The sequence below is a fragment of the Alteromonas sp. 5NW40-0090 genome (genome assembly GCF_057552975.1).
Window position 1 is genome coordinate 323,551 of the sequence record NZ_BAAJLT010000004.1, and the last position, 15,415, is coordinate 338,965.

The following is a 15,415-nucleotide window of genomic DNA, read 5'->3' on the forward strand; positions in this document are numbered from 1 at the left end:
TTGATCTTGAGATTACAAATTCGTAATCCAATATTAGCGAATTTCGCAAACGTTTTAAGTCAGAACGCCGTAGAATGATACAACCAAAACGGAAAAGCGGACGAATCTTATGTTAGTTGGAATTCCTTTGGAACAAAGTAACAGCACAATCAAACCTAAAGAGTGTGCTACTGAAATGTCTGATTACCTTGTCGCGGTTGCTGAGGCCAGATGCAAGCGTTCATTTGCTCGAGTATTCAATTATTTTGCACCTCGCTTACGCTCTTACGCTTTAAAGCAGATGGGTAATGAAGCATTAGCGATGGAGTTGGTGCAAGACACAATGTCGAATGTTTGGCAGAAAGCGCACCTTTTTAATGCCGAGAAAGGGTCGCCATCCACATGGATCTTTACTATTGCACGTAATATACGTTTTGATATGCTTCGCAAGCTGCAGAATCGAAAAGAAGACGTATGCTCTGATGATTTGTGGCCGGTGCTTTGTGAGCAAACGGCAGACGCCAATGAGGCGCCGCTAGACGAGCAAGTCACGTTGGAGCAAATTGGATATTTGTTTGAGTCTTTGCCCATTAAGCAAAAAGCGGTAGTCGAGGCCATATATATTGATGGCAAGTCGCAGCAAGAAGTTGCTGATGAACTATCTATACCACTAGGCACAGTAAAGTCGCGTACACGTTTGGCGCTACAACGACTAAAGGTCATGTTAAACGATAATGATTAGGTTTCACCCGAGTGCCCAGCAGCTTAAAGAATTTGTTGAGGGCACACAAACACCTGCTATATCTTTAATGGTTTCTGCACATTGCGACATGTGTGAGAAGTGTCAGCGGTTTGTAGAAATTGAAACAGAGAGTTTGGCTGCTCAAATGGTGTCAACCGCAAACGATAGGGCAGCTGATGCGGGCGATATCGCATTTCAGTTTGGTGACATGCTGTCTCAAATAACCCAACTACCTTCGACCAATAAGAACCGCAGTGAATCAAATCAGCCGCTAGAGTATCGAGAGTTAGCGCGAAACGTTGATGAGCATGAGCACGTTGGTTTTAGGACAATCGAATTGGACGGCCGGACGTTTACGTTACCCCGAACATTACATCGCTACATAGATAAGACGGGTAATTGGTCGAGCTTGGTCGGAAAATTATGGCAAGCGCCTGTTGATTTAGGTAATCAGGGTGTCGCTAATTTTATTTTCATGGGTAGTGGCGGTAGCGTGCCAGAGCATACGCATCGAGGTACTGAATATACGCTGGTTATCGACGGTGAGTTTAGTGATGGGCTTAGTCGATATGACACGGGTGATTTCATTTTTATGGACGGCGAAAAAACGCATACCCCAAAAGCTGAGGGTAAAGAAGGTTGTTTAGTATTTAGTATCGTAGACCAGCCGTTACACTTTACCTCCGGTTTAGCAAGACTACTAAATCCGTTCAGTCATTTATTCTTCCGTTAAAATGACTTTCTGAATATTGATTTATAGATATTCCTAGCATACAAAAAACGCACCTTGGTGCGTTTTTTTGGTTTAACTAATGTAAAGGAATCTGCTGACTAGCCAATAAATTCGCTGTCCGGGTAGTTAAGCTTGAGTGTTTTCATTGCATTATCACGCAGTTCCGTAAGGCCAAGCTGTTCATAGCTTGAAACCATAATTTCTAAAGCCTGTTGAACCTGCGTGGTATTTGGGAAGTGTTCAATAACATAGCGACCGCGGTTTGCTGCAGCTACATAAGCCTCACGTCTCATATAAAAACGCGCAATAGCTATCTCGTAGCGGGCGAGTCGGTCTTTGATGTGCACCATGCGTTGCTTTGCGTCAGCTGCGTATTTGCTGTCTGGGTACTGTTGAATGAGCCTGCGGAAATCTTCAAAAGCCGCACGGGACTTTGATGGATCTCTATCCGTACGATCAATATTCATTAATTCTTGGAACAGATTGCTGTCCGATTCCATGTTGGTTAACCCACGCATGTAGTAAGCATAATCAACATCAGAATGATTCGGGTTTAGTCGGATGAATCTGTCGATAGTGGCTAGCGTCTCTTCATTTTTACCCGACTTGTAGTAGCTGTAAATAAGATCTAGCTGTACTTGATGCGACAAAGGACCAAAGGGGTAACGTGAATCTAGTGCACCTAACGTTTGCGCTGCAGCGCTGAAGTTACCTACTTCCATGCTCTGCTTTGCTCTGTCATACAGTTGCTGCGCACCCATGTTAGCTAAAACTGCTTTCTCTTCTTGATCTGAAGAACTACATCCTGCGACAGACACCATAGCACCCAATAGAACGGGAGCCAGTAGACGAAATGATTTCATAATAATTCTATTTTCCTGCTAAACAGTTTAATACTTCGCTGTCTAAGCTCATGTGTTAAACAACAACACTTTAATTGCATTCTAACGCACTAACGACGAGAAAAACCATACAAAAACGTAAACAAGGCAGTGTACAGCGTGAATACTTGTTATAATACTCTTTTTTAGACGTAATCAATGGTGTTATGACACAGTCGCCGAACACAATACAATTAGAGGCTTCAACGGAAGCTACGCATTTTGGTTTACGGTTAGATCAGGTATTAGCTGATTTGTTCCCTGAATATTCTCGTTCTAAGCTAAAAACTTGGATTCAAGAAGGGAATGTTGCAGTAAATGGTGAAGTGATCACCGTGCCTCGCCACAAAATGCAGATGGACGAACTTGTTACGGTACAAGCCGAAATGGATGTACAGGTTACAAGCGAAGCGCAAGATATCGCGCTAAATATAGTTTATGAAGATGAGCATATCTTGGTAATAAACAAGCCTGCCGATTTGGTCGTGCATCCTGGCGCGGGAAATCCGAGCGGAACCGTGCTAAATGCGTTGCTAAATCATTACCCTGAGATTGATAAAGTTCCGCGAGCGGGCATTGTCCATCGTCTAGACAAAGACACCACGGGTTTAATGGTAGTGGCAAAAACAATACCTGCGCAAACGCACCTTGTTGACCAACTACAGCGTCGCGAAATGAGTCGTGAATATGAAGCCATTGCGCTAGGTACTATGGTTGCGGGTGGTATTGTAGATGAACCTATTGGCAGACATGCCACAAAGCGCACGCACATGGCAGTTCGCGAAATGGGTAAACCTGCGGTGACCCATTATCGCGTTATTGAAAAGTTCCGTGCGTATACTCACCTGCGATTGAAGCTTGAAACCGGTCGTACACACCAAATCCGTGTGCACATGGCGCATATAAAACATCCGCTACTGGGCGATCAGGTTTACGGCGGGCGTCCGCGTTTACCTAAAGGCGCATCCGAGGAGTTTATCGCAGCACTTCGTGGTTTTCAGCGTCAGGCATTGCACGCAGCTCAGCTTTCACTATTTCACCCTGAAACTGAAGAGTGGATGACGTGGAAAGCACCACTGCCTCAAGATATGCAGGACTTGCTTAAAGCAGTCAAGAAAGACACAACGGACAATCCGCAAGATATGCTCTAACTAGGGAGTAGGTATTATGACATTGTCAGATGCAAATTCACCTATTTCATCTACGCTGGAGTTGATTACGCCAGAGTGGTCTTGCCCATCTAACATAGTCGCTTATACAACGACAAGGTTAGGGGGCGCTAGTATGGGGGATTTTGCAGGCTTAAATGTCGGCGCGCACGTGGGGGATGATCTCTTATTAGTTAAAGCCAATAGAAGCCTTCTCCCCCACAGTCAAAAAGCTACGTGGTTAGAACAAGTGCACAGCAACCGTGTAGTGTCATTGCCAAGCGCTGATACCACCGCGGATGCAGCGTACTCTTCTTCTGTTTCACATTTTTGCGCTGTAATGACTGCTGACTGTGTGCCCATCTTATTATGTGATGAGAGTGGTCAAGAAGTGGCAGCAGTACATGCGGGGTGGAAAGGGCTTGAGACCAATATTATCAAAAATGCGGTTGGGCAATTTAGCTGCGATACCAATAAAATCATGGCTTGGATAGGTCCTGCAATAAGCGGTGCTTGCTATGAAGTAGACGCAAATTTGGCTAGTAAATTTCGTCACATAGATGGCGCAGTTTCCAATAGTAATAATAAAGGGAAATACTTTTTAGATTTACCTCTAGTGGCACAGATTCAATTGCAGCAAACAGGTGTAGAAAATATAACGCAAAGTAATCTTTGCACTTACTCTGATGAGCGACGCTTCTATTCACATCGAAGAGCAACCCATCAAAACAAACGCACGACGGGGCGCATGGTAAGCGTAATAGGACTGCTTTAGATTGTTTAGGATAAAAGGCTGCAGTTTTCAGTCTCATCAAACATTTGCGCTAAATCAAACTTCCTACAGTATTTGTTATCTTTTTGGCCAACTTTTCAATCTCATACTTGAATCGCAATTGAGCAGTCTACATAACTAGAATATAAAGAATACCATTCCGCATAGATCATTACCCACTCAGCGAGAGTTAAAATGTTCGTAATCGCGGCGTGTTACCGTAGGTATAGTTGTTCACTTATTAGGTTGAGATTATGAGACTAGATAGATTTACCAGTAAATTTCAGCTCGCAATATCCGATGCTCAATCACTCGCATTGGGGCGAGATCATCAATATATTGAACCTGTCCACTTAATGACCGCCATGCTGAATCAGCAAGGTGGTTCAGTACGCCCGTTGCTTGATCAAGCTAACATTAATGTTAACGCACTTCGTTCTGCTTTAAGTCAGGCCATTGAACGCCTACCTCGAATCGAAGGCATTGGGGGCGATGTTCAATTAAGCAAAGACAGTGGTGTTCTGCTCAATCTTTGCGACAAGATAGCTCAACAGCGAAAAGATGAATATATAACGTCGGAAATCTTCGTGTTAGCAGCACTTGAAGACAAAGGACGATTGGGTGAAATTCTCAAGAGTTTGAATATCACCAAAGACGCCATTGAAGGTGCTATCGATGATATGCGTGGCGGACAGAAAGTGACGGATCCTAACGCTGAAGACGTGCGCCAAGCTCTTGAGAAGTACACCACAGACTTAACCGAGCGTGCGGAGCAAGGCAAGCTTGACCCGGTGATTGGGCGTGATGACGAAATTCGTCGAACGGTGCAGGTGCTACAGCGCAGAACCAAAAACAACCCAGTCCTTATTGGTGAACCAGGTGTGGGAAAAACGGCTATTGTTGAAGGTTTAGCACAGCGCATCATTAACGGCGAAGTACCTGAAGGCCTAAAGAACAAGCGCGTTCTTGCCCTAGATATGGGGGCATTAGTCGCTGGTGCTAAATACCGCGGTGAGTTTGAAGAACGGTTAAAGGCTGTTCTTAACGAGCTAGCTAAAGAAGAAGGCCGCGTCATTTTATTCGTCGACGAACTGCACACCATGGTAGGTGCAGGGAAAGGCGATGGCGCAATGGACGCTGGGAATATGCTAAAACCAGCGCTGGCTCGCGGTGAACTTCACTGTGTGGGAGCAACCACGCTAGATGAATACCGTCAGTACATTGAAAAAGACGCGGCACTTGAGCGTCGTTTCCAAAAGGTATTGGTTGAAGAGCCAAGTGTAGAAGACACTATCGCTATTCTTCGTGGCTTGAAAGAGCGTTATGAGCTTCACCACTCGGTAGACATCACGGATCCTGCCATCGTTGCAGCGGCAAGTTTGTCACATCGTTATATTAGTGACCGCCAATTGCCAGATAAAGCCATTGACCTTATTGACGAGGCTGCATCTAGCATTCGTTTGCAAATAGACTCAAAGCCAGAAGATATGGACCGTTTGGAGCGCCGTATTATCCAGCTAAAGCTGGAAGAGCAAGCGCTTGCTAAAGAAACCGACGACGCCAGCCATAAACGCCTTGAAATGATTGAGCTAGAGCGCGAGCAAGCTGAAACTAAGTATGCAGAGCTAGAAAAAGTATGGCTAGACGAAAAAGATGCCATGCAAGGCACCCAGACTATTAAGGGAGAGCTAGAACAAGCAAAGCTAGATTTAGAAATTGCTCGTCGGGCATCTGATTTGAATCGTATGTCGGAGCTTCAATATGGTCGTATTCCTGAACTTGAAGCCAAGCTTGAGCAAGCGGCAGAAAACGAAACCCGTGAAACCACGTTGCTTAAAAATAAAGTAACGGACATCGAAATTGCTGATGTGCTCTCTCGTTGGACGGGTATACCTGTAGCGAGAATGCTAGAAGGCGAGCGCGAGAAGTTGTTGCGCATGGAAGATGTGCTCCACAAACGGGTTGTTGGACAAGAAGAAGCCGTTGAAGCAGTATCAAATGCCATTCGACGTTCACGTGCGGGGCTTGCCGATCCAAACCGTCCCATTGGCTCGTTCCTATTTCTAGGCCCAACGGGTGTAGGTAAAACTGAATTGTGCAAAGCTTTGGCCGGCTTTATGTTTGATACTGAAGATGCCATGGTGCGTATCGATATGTCAGAGTTTATGGAAAAACACTCGGTGGCGCGTTTAGTGGGCGCACCTCCTGGCTATGTTGGCTATGAAGAAGGTGGTTACTTAACCGAAGCGGTGCGCCGAAAGCCTTATTCAGTAATCTTGTTAGATGAAGTTGAGAAGGCACATCCTGATGTATTCAACATTCTTCTTCAGGTGCTGGATGACGGCAGACTGACTGATGGGCAAGGCCGCACCGTAGATTTCAAAAATACGGTTGTGATCATGACGTCTAATTTAGGTTCAGACATCATTCAAGATAAACACAACGAAAGTCAGTATGACGATATGAAAGCATCGGTAATGAGCGTGGTGGGGCAGCATTTCAGGCCCGAGTTCATCAATCGTGTGGATGACATTGTGGTATTCCATCCATTAGGTAAAGAGCAAATTAAGTCTATTGCTAAAATTCAGCTTGCCTCGTTGCGTGCAAGACTTGCTGAAAAAGGGTACAAACTGACCTTGTCTGCCGCAGCCATGGACAAGTTAGCCGATGCAGGTTTCGACCCTGTGTTTGGCGCGCGTCCGCTTAAGCGAGCGATTCAAGTGCAAGTAGAAAACCCACTCGCCCAGCAATTGCTAGCGGGTGAGCTATTGCCTGAGTCCACCATTCGCATTGATGCTGACGAAAGCGGACTATTTGTAGTAAGCGGTTAATCAGCAAACCAAATCTTGAAGTCAAAGGCACTGGAAACAGTGCCTTTTTTGTTGCTTTATTATTGCCTTGGCACTGTCTTTTCCTTTAGTTTACTCTGCTAGAGTAATTTCAGCGTGAGTGTTAGGAGTCATACATGGAAACAGCCCCAATTATTAACGCATTTAAACGCGTACTCGGGGAAAGCAACCTTGCCATTGGAGAACGCCAAACTGAGCACTATCGAAAAGGATGGCGCTCGGGCGAAGGTAAGGCATTGGCCGTACTGTTTCCAACCACGCTCATGCAATATTGGGAAGTGCTTAAGGTCTGTGTTGATTTTAACTGCATCATCATTATGCAGGCCGCGAAAACCGGGCTGACTGAAGGTTCGACACCAAGCGGTGACGATTATGATAGACCGGTAATAGTAATTAACACCCTAGCCATGGACGATATCCTCCTAATAAACGATGGTAGGCAGGTGTTGAGTTTTCCAGGGGCAAGCTTGTTTAAGCTGGAAAAAATGTTGAAGCCACTAGGGCGCGCGCCACATTCGGTGATTGGGTCTTCGTGTTTAGGGGCGTCTATCGTTGGTGGCGTAGCAAACAATTCAGGTGGGGCGCTTGTCAAAAGAGGGCCTGCGTACACAGAGCTATCCTTATTCGCTCAAATAGATGAAAACGGCGAGCTAAATCTGGTTAATCATTTAGGGATAGACTTGGGTGAAACACCTGAAGAAATTATCGGAAACCTTTCTTCCGGTAATTTTGAGAAATCCCTCCCAGAAACGATAAAGAAAGCGTCAGCCAGTGACTATGAAGAAATCGTTCGAGATGTAAACGCTGATACGCCGAGTCGCTTCAATGCCGATCCAACAAGGCTTTATGAAGCCAGTGGCTGTGCAGGCAAAATCGCCGTTTTTGCCGTGCGCTTAGACACATTCGAAGTACCTAAAAAAGAACAAACCTTTTACATAGGCACGAACGATGCTGCTGTACTTACCCGCATCCGCAGAGATATTCTGTCAACGTTTGATAATGTTCCTGAAGTTGGTGAATACTTGCATAGAGAAATGTTTGATATTGCAGATAGGTATGGCAAAGATACGATATTAAGTATTGAACGTTTAGGCACAGATGCACTACCTAAAATGTTTGCACTTAAAGGGCGGGTGGATGCTGTGCTCAACAAACTGCCTTTTATGCCTCGTTACCTAAGCGACAGAGTTATGCAGTTTGGGAGTAAGCTTTTCTCTGATCAAATCCCTGCAAGTTTAAGAGCCTACCGCGACAAGTACGAGCACCATCTTATCCTTAAAATGAGCGATGAAGGTATTGAGGAGGCTCGCAGACTTATGTCCAAGCTGTTTAAGGAAGAGAAACTAGACGGAGACTACATTACTTGTAATGAAGAGGAAGCATCTAAAGCCTTTTTACTCCGCTTCGCAGCGGCAGGTGCCGCGGTGCGCTATCAAATGCTGTATCACAAACAAGTCGGGGATATTTTAGCGTTAGATATTGCGTTGCGCCGCAATGACGAGTTTTGGGTAGAAAAGTTGCCTGAGCACATAGCCAAACATGTCGAAAAGCCACTTTATTACGGCCATTTCTTTTGCCATGTCTTCCATCAAGACTACATACTTAAAAAGGGCAGCGATGCCAAAAAAGTAAAGGCGGACATGTTGGCATTATTAGATAGTCGCGGCGCTAAATATCCTGCCGAGCATAACGTCGGGCATTTGTATGAAGCTGAGAGTACGTTACAGCAGTTTTACAGAGAGCTAGACCCTACCAATACCTTTAATCCGGGCATTGGTAAGATGGAGAAGCACAAACGCAATTGTTCGTGCTGCCTTTAATCGTATGCGAGAGAGAGCCTTATAGGCTCTCTAATAATGCTCTAGCTTGCGGACGTCTAAAGAAAGGGCGTTCTACATTTACTGCATACTCTAGCTCTTTCTTCGCTTCGTCAATTCTATTGAGTTTTGCAAGCGTGTAGCCAAGGTGGTAGCGAACGTTAGGGTCGTTAGCGTCCCTTGCGAAAGCGTCTCTAAGCATTTTAAGACTACCCTCATAATCTCCCTGTAGCGCTTTAATATGCCCAAAAGTGTCGAGTATTTTTGATGAATTAGGCTGTAATTCGTAAGCCTGTCTCGCATAGTTTTTCGCGGTAACTAAAGACTTTTCTATATGCATGATAGCTAAGCGGTTAAAGGCCTCGGCTGGGTTCAATAGATTGGGCTCTTCAACAAGCTCTTTGTATAGCGCTATCGATTCGTTAAACTCTTGAATAAAGAAAAGGTACTGTGCTAAAAGGTTTTTCGCCAGCAGGTTGTTTTCACTTTCGCTCACCAATTTGCGGGCAGTATTTAAAAATACATCAACGAATTGTTCGTTCAATGCGTAGTTGTAGATCGCAACAAAGGCTTGTGCAAAAGAAGCGTCGACTTCTAGCGCTTTTTTGAAAGCGTTAATCGCACTTTCATCATTACCTTTATTCGCAGCTAATCTTCCTTTTAGAAAATGGTAAACCGGGTTTTGCTGCTGGTTTGCAGGAATTGTCGCTAACAACGACTGTGCTTTATCGTTTTTCTGTAAATCTAACAACAAACTTGTATAGCGCAGGGTAACAAATGTGCTTGTGTTTGCTATGTCGTGTGCGCGAGCCATGGCGTTTAACGCGCTCTCGCTATCACCAATGTTTCGGGCTTGGTCGGCATAGGCAATTAATTTACCTGCGTCGTCGTTAATAAAGTTTCTTACAATGCTTAGCGTTTTTTCCGCATCTGCACGCTGATTATTAGCAAGCTGAAGGGCAGCTTTACGAAGAAGGTAGTCAGCATTGTCGAAGTCATCTTTAATTAGCAGGTCTAAGTGATACAGTGCATTCTTAATGTCGCCTTGTTGCTGATACAAAGACGAAACACGCTCTCTAGCACCGCTATTCGACGGCGTAAGAGTTAGTAAATCGAGATAGATTTGCTTTGCTTCATCTACCTTGCCTGCTTTGGTCAGGTTAAACGCTTTTAGCATCAGCGTTTCATTATGCTGCGGTGACAAAGTAAGAAGTTCTTCAATCAGTTGATTAGAAGTTTCTACGTTGCCTAAGCGACTCTCTGTAGCCGCCAAATTAAATTTTGCGGGAAAAAGGGTAGGGTTCTGTGCCAGCGCTTTTTCAATATTGGTTTTGGCTTCTTCTAGCTGACCTTGTCTAATCAAGATGCCAGCTTTAAGGTTATATACTTCAGCTTCTTCAGGATAAAGTTCACTAAGCAGGTTTGCACCTTTTAATGCATTGTCAAACTTCTGCGCTTGTAAATTCATTAGTGAATAAGTGAATAGAAAACCTGCGTTATCTTTGTAGGTGGGCAAATTCTTTTCAAGAATTGATAGCGCCTCGTCCTGTTTTCCCCTCGCTGCCATCAGTTTAATTTTAAAAAGCTGGAGCTTATTTTCATTTGGGTACTTATATTCAAGGTTCTGCAGCAGTCGTTCAGCTTTAAACGCTTTGTTTTGGCGAATAAATAAATCACCTAATAGCAATGCTGAGTCAGGGTCTTCCATTAACGCATCCTGATGGCGTTCAAGCAGGGCAAGCGCTTGTTTGTCTTGCTGTGTTGCCATATAGACTTGGCTTAGCATTAATACTGCCTGCAGGTCATCAGGCTCCTGCTGCAAGTAAGCATTAAAGTCCTTTGCGGCTGTTTCCATGTTGTTGTTAAAGAAGTTCGTTAAACCACTGATATACAGTAACATGGGTTGAGAGGTTATCAGCTCAGGGTCGAGCTGCGCCATGAAGTCGTTAAGTTCTTTTAGCTTTGCATTATCAATAGATTGCTGGTTGTCTCTACTTTGTAGCCAGCTATTGAGTAATATGGCTAACGGATCGTTAGGTGTATCCTCAATAATTTCATCAACGAATAGCTTTGCGGTATCGTAGTCTTTCGCCTCTAGATACAAATCCACTAGATTACGCAGGGCAATAGGGTCGTCTCGGTTAAACGTTAGGGCTTTTTGTAAATGTGCAGTTGCTGCGTCTGTATTACCCTGTCGGTAAGCAAGCTGGCCCTTTAATCGCCATGTGATTGCGTTTTCTGGTTCTAACGACATGGCTTTATTGATAAGAGAATTCGCTTTAGTTAAGTCTTCATTTTGAAGGGCAATAGAGGCTAAGCCGTTTATAGCTGGCACGAAGTTAGGTGTGCGTGAGACTATAGTGTTGTAGTCGCGTAAGGCACACTGCTCGTCTTCCAATCTAATACATGCTGTTGCACGAATCATTAACCACTCGCGCTCTGCCTCTCCTGACAGTTTGTTTAAATCGGCAAAATCGACAATCTCTTTATATCTGTTTAAGAACAGCCAAGTGTTGCCAAGCGGTTCTGCCAGAAGGTTAATATCGGCACCCATCTCTAGCGCTTCTACAAACTCCATTTCGGCCGCGGTTAAGTAGCCGTTTATAAGCAGTATTTCGCCCATAAGAATTTTTGCAGCTAGATTTTCAGGGTCTTTTTGTAAGCTATTTTTAAGGTGAATATAGGCTTCTTCATACTCGTTTTGGTTAAACGCGGTGAGCGCTTTTTCGTAATCTTCTGATGTAGTAGCAAAACTGTTGAAAGTGATTAACGATGAGGCAACTGCTGAGATAATAGTGCGATGTACAATTCGCTTTTTATTATTAAAAAAATCCATATAAACCTTCGAAACTTAGCCTAGCCACTGGCTTAAAAATAGCATAAAAAAAGGTGACCTAAGCCACCTTCTAAAGATACGTGTTTTCTAAGCGTTTTTAAACCATTAAACGCGACGCTTACGTCTATATAGAACAAGACCCAAACCTAAACTCATTAGTGCTAGGGCACCTGGTTCGCTGACTTCTGTTGGTGGTTTAGTAGGAGTATCAGGAGTGTTGTCTATCGAAAATCCAAGGGCAGACAACTTGAATCCAAAGTCGCTCTCCTGAGAAGCTCCGCTGTCAAATATAGTGTTGTAGGCACCTACTAACCAGTATTTGGCGGCGCTCAAGCCGGTAAACTCAGACTGATAATAGTTGTTCACTTTACTTCCAACAGAGAAATGACCCGTCTCTATGCCGCTAGTAGAGGCAATGTCATTCCATGTGAAGTTTTCGGTACCTTTAAATTTATCAATATCGCCAAGGCCTATTACAGATACTTCGTTTTGTGATTGTCCACTGTAACGATATATCGAGGAAAATGAACCAGAGGTAAGGGTAACTTCTTCGCTGAAAGACAACAAAACCATATCGAAGTCTTGTTTTCCTCTATCGCCTGTTCTTCTATTGTCTATTGTATGAGCATCTCCGTAATAGCTCGAAGTTGTGTAGTCGCTCTGTTCGGTCGAGTCTTTGTTTATAAGTCCATAACCTGTCGTGTTATTGCTGTTTATCCAGCCATCAAGCACGCCTTGTTTTTTGACAAGGTCGTCGTTTTCGTCAAGATAATAACGACTGGTGTAGGTATCAGAGTGGCTTTTATAATAACCCGTATCAGACCACGCAGTAAGCCCAACATAAACTGTTTTACCATCAATAGTCGTAACCGCGGTTCCATTTTGAGAATCACCAAGAAGTGAATATGAAATACCGCTATTTACTAACGAGTAAGTGCCTTCATCTAAACTGCTGTCACTACCTAATACATTCCCGGAAAATAAAAGAAAAACTGTCGCTAATCCTAAATACTTCATATAAATAAATACCGACTCTAAATTTGCTTTACAATACTACTGAAGGTTAAGCGAACTTTGTGCCATGTTTGTATGATTATGATTTGTATTGGTTTTTTTGGGATTTTGATGCGTGTGAGTTAGTGATAGTAAAAAAAACTGACAGGTTGTACCACCTGTCAGTGATCTAAAGTCTAATTTTATTAAATAAGTTTTTTGCGACGCCACATGACGAAGAGTGAGCAGGCCATGAGTAGACCGATAGTTCCAGGTTCAGACACTTCGGTAGTATCTGTTGTACCCGCTGTTTCTGAAATAGAGAAACCGATATTGGCAAGTTTAAACGCGTCGTTGCCTATTCTTCCGTCTGTTTCACCAAATACAGTGTTGTACGCACCCACCAACCAATATTGGGCCGACTCAGTGAACGTAAAGTCTGCGCGGTGATCTAAATATTCACAGCTTTCGATGTCAAACGATGCTGAGGTTAGTGCATCTGCAACAATATCACTCCACGTGTTAACGCCAGAGGTTAGTTTAGCCGTATTGCCAAGCGCTGCTACAGACACCTGACTATCGCTGCTGCTGTGTAGCCAAGAAAAGCTAGCGCCGGTAAGCGTTACCGCAGAATCAAAAGACAGCAAAACAAAATCGTAATCTCGTTCTACGTTTGTAAACCTATAATATTCAGAGTTGTCGCTACCACTAGAGAAGTAATTTAAGTTATCAATGGCGTGGTCGGAATAACCTTTATAATTCGCTTCATCATTATTCGTTACACCATAAGCCCATTTATCAGAGATTTTCTCTAGCTTCGCGCCGACTACGGTTTCTCCAGTAATTCCCTGCGTATCAGAAAAGGCAGACATGTTTATATTTAGCCCGTCTATTTGAACGATTGAATCACTTGTCGGGGTGTTCTGGGTTACTTTATTATCTACTAAGTCATAATTGTATTCACCTAACGGTGAATTGCATACTTTGCTTTGTTCTGATGTTTGACTTGACGAACCGCAATGTGAATAACTCTGCTTGGTATAATAGTAGGTGGCATATGCTGAATTAGCACTTAACGTGGATAGCAAAGCCGTGGAGACTAGTAATACAGACTTCAAAGAAAAGTGTTTTGGAAGTAATAGCATAATTGCTTTCCTATAAAAGAAGCGCTTTTCGCTTCTAGTACATACTAAGATAGCGTTGCACCTTTCTATTGGCGCACACTTAGTAAGTACCTAATTTCAACATGGAGTTGTATGATATATGAACGGTGACCTATTTAAGGTATGTTGCCGTATACCTAGTTATTAGACTCAGTTGAAGGGATACGTTAGGCAACTGAAGCGTCTGGGGGCTGCTGCTAGTAATGTCGGCGATAGAATAGCGAGTATTCTTTGCTTTATCGAAGCAGGGTAAAAATATGCAGGCTAAGACACTGTATTTTTACTTTGCTATGCGTTCCTAGATATCTATGAAATAATTAACGCAATTGTATATGTAGAAGTATGAGGACATATGTCTGATCAAAAACGTAAAGGGGTATACTTACTTCCCAACTTATTAACAACAGCAGGGTTGTTTTCGGGTTTCTTTGCTGTGGTTTCATCAATGAACGGAAGATTCGAGGCGGCCGCAGTAGCAATCTTCGTCGCTATGATCTTTGATGGTTTAGATGGGCGTGTGGCAAGAATGACGAATACACAAAGTGACTTCGGTGCTGAATTTGACTCTATGGCCGATATGGTTTCTTTTGGCGTAGCGCCTGCACTTGTTGCTTATAACTGGGGGTTGACTGAACTTGGCAAGCTAGGCTGGTTAGCAGCCTTTATATATGTTGCAGGTGCAGCGCTTCGCTTGGCCCGTTTTAATACACAGGTGGGTATTGCAGATAAGCGTTTCTTCCAAGGGCTCGCAAGTCCGGCTGCTGCGGCAGTTGTGTCTGGTCTTGTATGGGTAGGTGTTGAGTATGATGCAGTAGGTACCGACTATGGTTTTATAGTTGCTGCAGTAACTGGCTTAGCTGGCTTACTTATGGTGAGCAACTTTAAATACAATTCGTTCAAAGAAGTTAATTGGCATGGCAAGGTCCCATTTGTAGGTCTTCTTGTAGTTCTCCTGATATTCGTTGTTGTAGCAACAGAGCCCGCACTGGTGCTGTTCCTTGTGTTTGCACTATATGCGTTAGCTGGACCTATCAATACTTTTCGTACCGTTGAGAAAGTAACGTTAGACGACGTAGTGGGCGACCATGAAGAAGATGCGGACTTCAATGCTGATAAAAAGAAAAGCAATGAAAGTGCAGACAGTAAGCAAGAATGATTACGTAGCAATAATCATATGTCTTTGCTCATATTAAAGAGGATATGCCTTTTTTAGCTGATTAAAATAAGGATATTCAAGCTTAAACGCATGCTTAATGTGCTAATAGATTAAAAAGCGACCGAACGGTCGCTTTTTTTGTATTTATTCTAAAAAGGGTGTTGACGATGTGTCAGGAATGCGTAAAATGCGCGCCTCCTCAACAGGGAACAGCAAAACGCTAACAACTGATGAGGATGTCAAAAACTAAGTTTAAAAATAAATAAACAAAAGTTGTTGACAAAAAAAAGATGCGCTGTAAGATACGCATCCGCTTCGACAGAGGCAGCTAGCAAAAGCTAGTAAC

General features: G+C 43.6%; 11 protein-coding genes. 7 read left to right on the forward strand and 4 right to left on the reverse strand.

All coding sequences use genetic code 11. From position 1 onward, the window contains the following. Positions 1 to 109 precede the first annotated feature (109 nt). Together AC27KT_RS07145 and AC27KT_RS07150 are read left to right on the forward strand one after the other, a co-directional pair. Positions 110 to 721 carry a sigma-70 family RNA polymerase sigma factor gene (locus AC27KT_RS07145; protein WP_487128612.1) on the forward strand — a complete coding sequence of 204 codons (612 nt, stop codon included), beginning with the start codon at positions 110 to 112 and terminating at the stop codon, positions 719 to 721. Next, positions 714 to 1,454 (forward strand): ChrR family anti-sigma-E factor, encoded by a 741-nt coding sequence (locus AC27KT_RS07150; RefSeq protein ID WP_487128614.1) that lies wholly within the window; start codon positions 714 to 716, stop codon positions 1,452 to 1,454. The genes AC27KT_RS07145 and AC27KT_RS07150 overlap by 8 nt, the downstream gene beginning before the upstream one ends. A gap of 98 nt (positions 1,455 to 1,552) precedes the next feature. Here AC27KT_RS07150 and AC27KT_RS07155 read toward each other — a convergent pair whose 3' ends face one another. Beyond that, complete coding sequence (locus AC27KT_RS07155; protein ID WP_487128616.1) at positions 1,553 to 2,317, reverse strand: outer membrane protein assembly factor BamD; 765 nt, start codon at positions 2,315 to 2,317, stop codon at positions 1,553 to 1,555. Between the two features lie 185 nt (positions 2,318 to 2,502). On the opposite strand from AC27KT_RS07155, the gene rluD reads away from it, so the two are divergent. The 4 genes from rluD (at position 2,503) to dld (ending at position 8,924) form a co-directional block, all read left to right on the forward strand. Continuing rightward, the gene (rluD, locus tag AC27KT_RS07160) at positions 2,503 to 3,486 is read left to right on the forward strand and encodes a 23S rRNA pseudouridine(1911/1915/1917) synthase RluD (protein WP_487128618.1); all 984 of its coding nucleotides are present in this window, start codon (positions 2,503 to 2,505) and stop codon (positions 3,484 to 3,486) included. A gap of 16 nt (positions 3,487 to 3,502) precedes the next feature. Continuing rightward, complete coding sequence (gene pgeF / locus AC27KT_RS07165) at positions 3,503 to 4,258, forward strand: peptidoglycan editing factor PgeF (RefSeq protein WP_487128620.1); 756 nt, start codon at positions 3,503 to 3,505, stop codon at positions 4,256 to 4,258. Positions 4,259 to 4,509: 251 nt separating this feature from the next. Beyond that, positions 4,510 to 7,086 carry an ATP-dependent chaperone ClpB gene (clpB, locus tag AC27KT_RS07170; protein WP_039217096.1) on the forward strand — a complete coding sequence of 859 codons (2,577 nt, stop codon included), beginning with the start codon at positions 4,510 to 4,512 and terminating at the stop codon, positions 7,084 to 7,086. Positions 7,087 to 7,220: 134 nt separating this feature from the next. Beyond that, positions 7,221 to 8,924, forward strand: a complete 1,704-nt coding sequence (dld, locus tag AC27KT_RS07175) for a D-lactate dehydrogenase (protein WP_487128622.1) — start codon at positions 7,221 to 7,223, stop codon at positions 8,922 to 8,924. Between the two features lie 19 nt (positions 8,925 to 8,943). Here dld and prsT read toward each other — a convergent pair whose 3' ends face one another. From prsT to xdp1 (AC27KT_RS07190), 3 genes are all read right to left on the reverse strand, one after another. Then, positions 8,944 to 11,757, reverse strand: coding sequence for an XrtA/PEP-CTERM system TPR-repeat protein PrsT (gene prsT / locus AC27KT_RS07180; protein WP_487128624.1), 2,814 nt, complete (start codon positions 11,755 to 11,757; stop codon positions 8,944 to 8,946). A gap of 105 nt (positions 11,758 to 11,862) precedes the next feature. Next, the gene (gene xdp1 / locus AC27KT_RS07185) at positions 11,863 to 12,774 is read right to left on the reverse strand and encodes an exosortase-dependent surface protein XDP1 (protein WP_487128626.1); all 912 of its coding nucleotides are present in this window, start codon (positions 12,772 to 12,774) and stop codon (positions 11,863 to 11,865) included. 182 nt (positions 12,775 to 12,956) lie between these two features. Continuing rightward, positions 12,957 to 13,895 (reverse strand): exosortase-dependent surface protein XDP1, encoded by a 939-nt coding sequence (gene xdp1 / locus AC27KT_RS07190; protein WP_487128628.1) that lies wholly within the window; start codon positions 13,893 to 13,895, stop codon positions 12,957 to 12,959. A 370-nt stretch (positions 13,896 to 14,265) separates the two neighbouring features. Between xdp1 (AC27KT_RS07190) and pssA the strand changes: the two genes are divergently transcribed. Beyond that, positions 14,266 to 15,069, forward strand: a complete 804-nt coding sequence (pssA, locus tag AC27KT_RS07195) for a CDP-diacylglycerol--serine O-phosphatidyltransferase (RefSeq protein WP_487128630.1) — start codon at positions 14,266 to 14,268, stop codon at positions 15,067 to 15,069. The last annotated feature ends 346 nt before the right edge of the window (positions 15,070 to 15,415 follow it).

Excerpts from the sequence above, each read along its gene's own strand:
- AC27KT_RS07145 (WP_487128612.1), top strand. The coding sequence starts at position 110 with ATGTTAGTTGGAATTCCTTTGGAACAAAGTAACAGCACAATCAAACCT.
- AC27KT_RS07150 (WP_487128614.1), top strand. The coding sequence starts at position 714 with ATGATTAGGTTTCACCCGAGTGCCCAGCAGCTTAAAGAATTTGTTGAG.
- AC27KT_RS07155 (WP_487128616.1), bottom strand. The coding sequence starts at position 2,317 with ATGAAATCATTTCGTCTACTGGCTCCCGTTCTATTGGGTGCTATGGTG.
- rluD (WP_487128618.1), top strand. The coding sequence starts at position 2,503 with ATGACACAGTCGCCGAACACAATACAATTAGAGGCTTCAACGGAAGCT.
- pgeF (WP_487128620.1), top strand. The coding sequence starts at position 3,503 with ATGACATTGTCAGATGCAAATTCACCTATTTCATCTACGCTGGAGTTG.
- clpB (WP_039217096.1), top strand. The coding sequence starts at position 4,510 with ATGAGACTAGATAGATTTACCAGTAAATTTCAGCTCGCAATATCCGAT.
- dld (WP_487128622.1), top strand. The coding sequence starts at position 7,221 with ATGGAAACAGCCCCAATTATTAACGCATTTAAACGCGTACTCGGGGAA.
- prsT (WP_487128624.1), bottom strand. The coding sequence starts at position 11,757 with ATGGATTTTTTTAATAATAAAAAGCGAATTGTACATCGCACTATTATC.
- xdp1 (WP_487128626.1), bottom strand. The coding sequence starts at position 12,774 with ATGAAGTATTTAGGATTAGCGACAGTTTTTCTTTTATTTTCCGGGAAT.
- xdp1 (WP_487128628.1), bottom strand. The coding sequence starts at position 13,895 with ATGCTATTACTTCCAAAACACTTTTCTTTGAAGTCTGTATTACTAGTC.
- pssA (WP_487128630.1), top strand. The coding sequence starts at position 14,266 with ATGTCTGATCAAAAACGTAAAGGGGTATACTTACTTCCCAACTTATTA.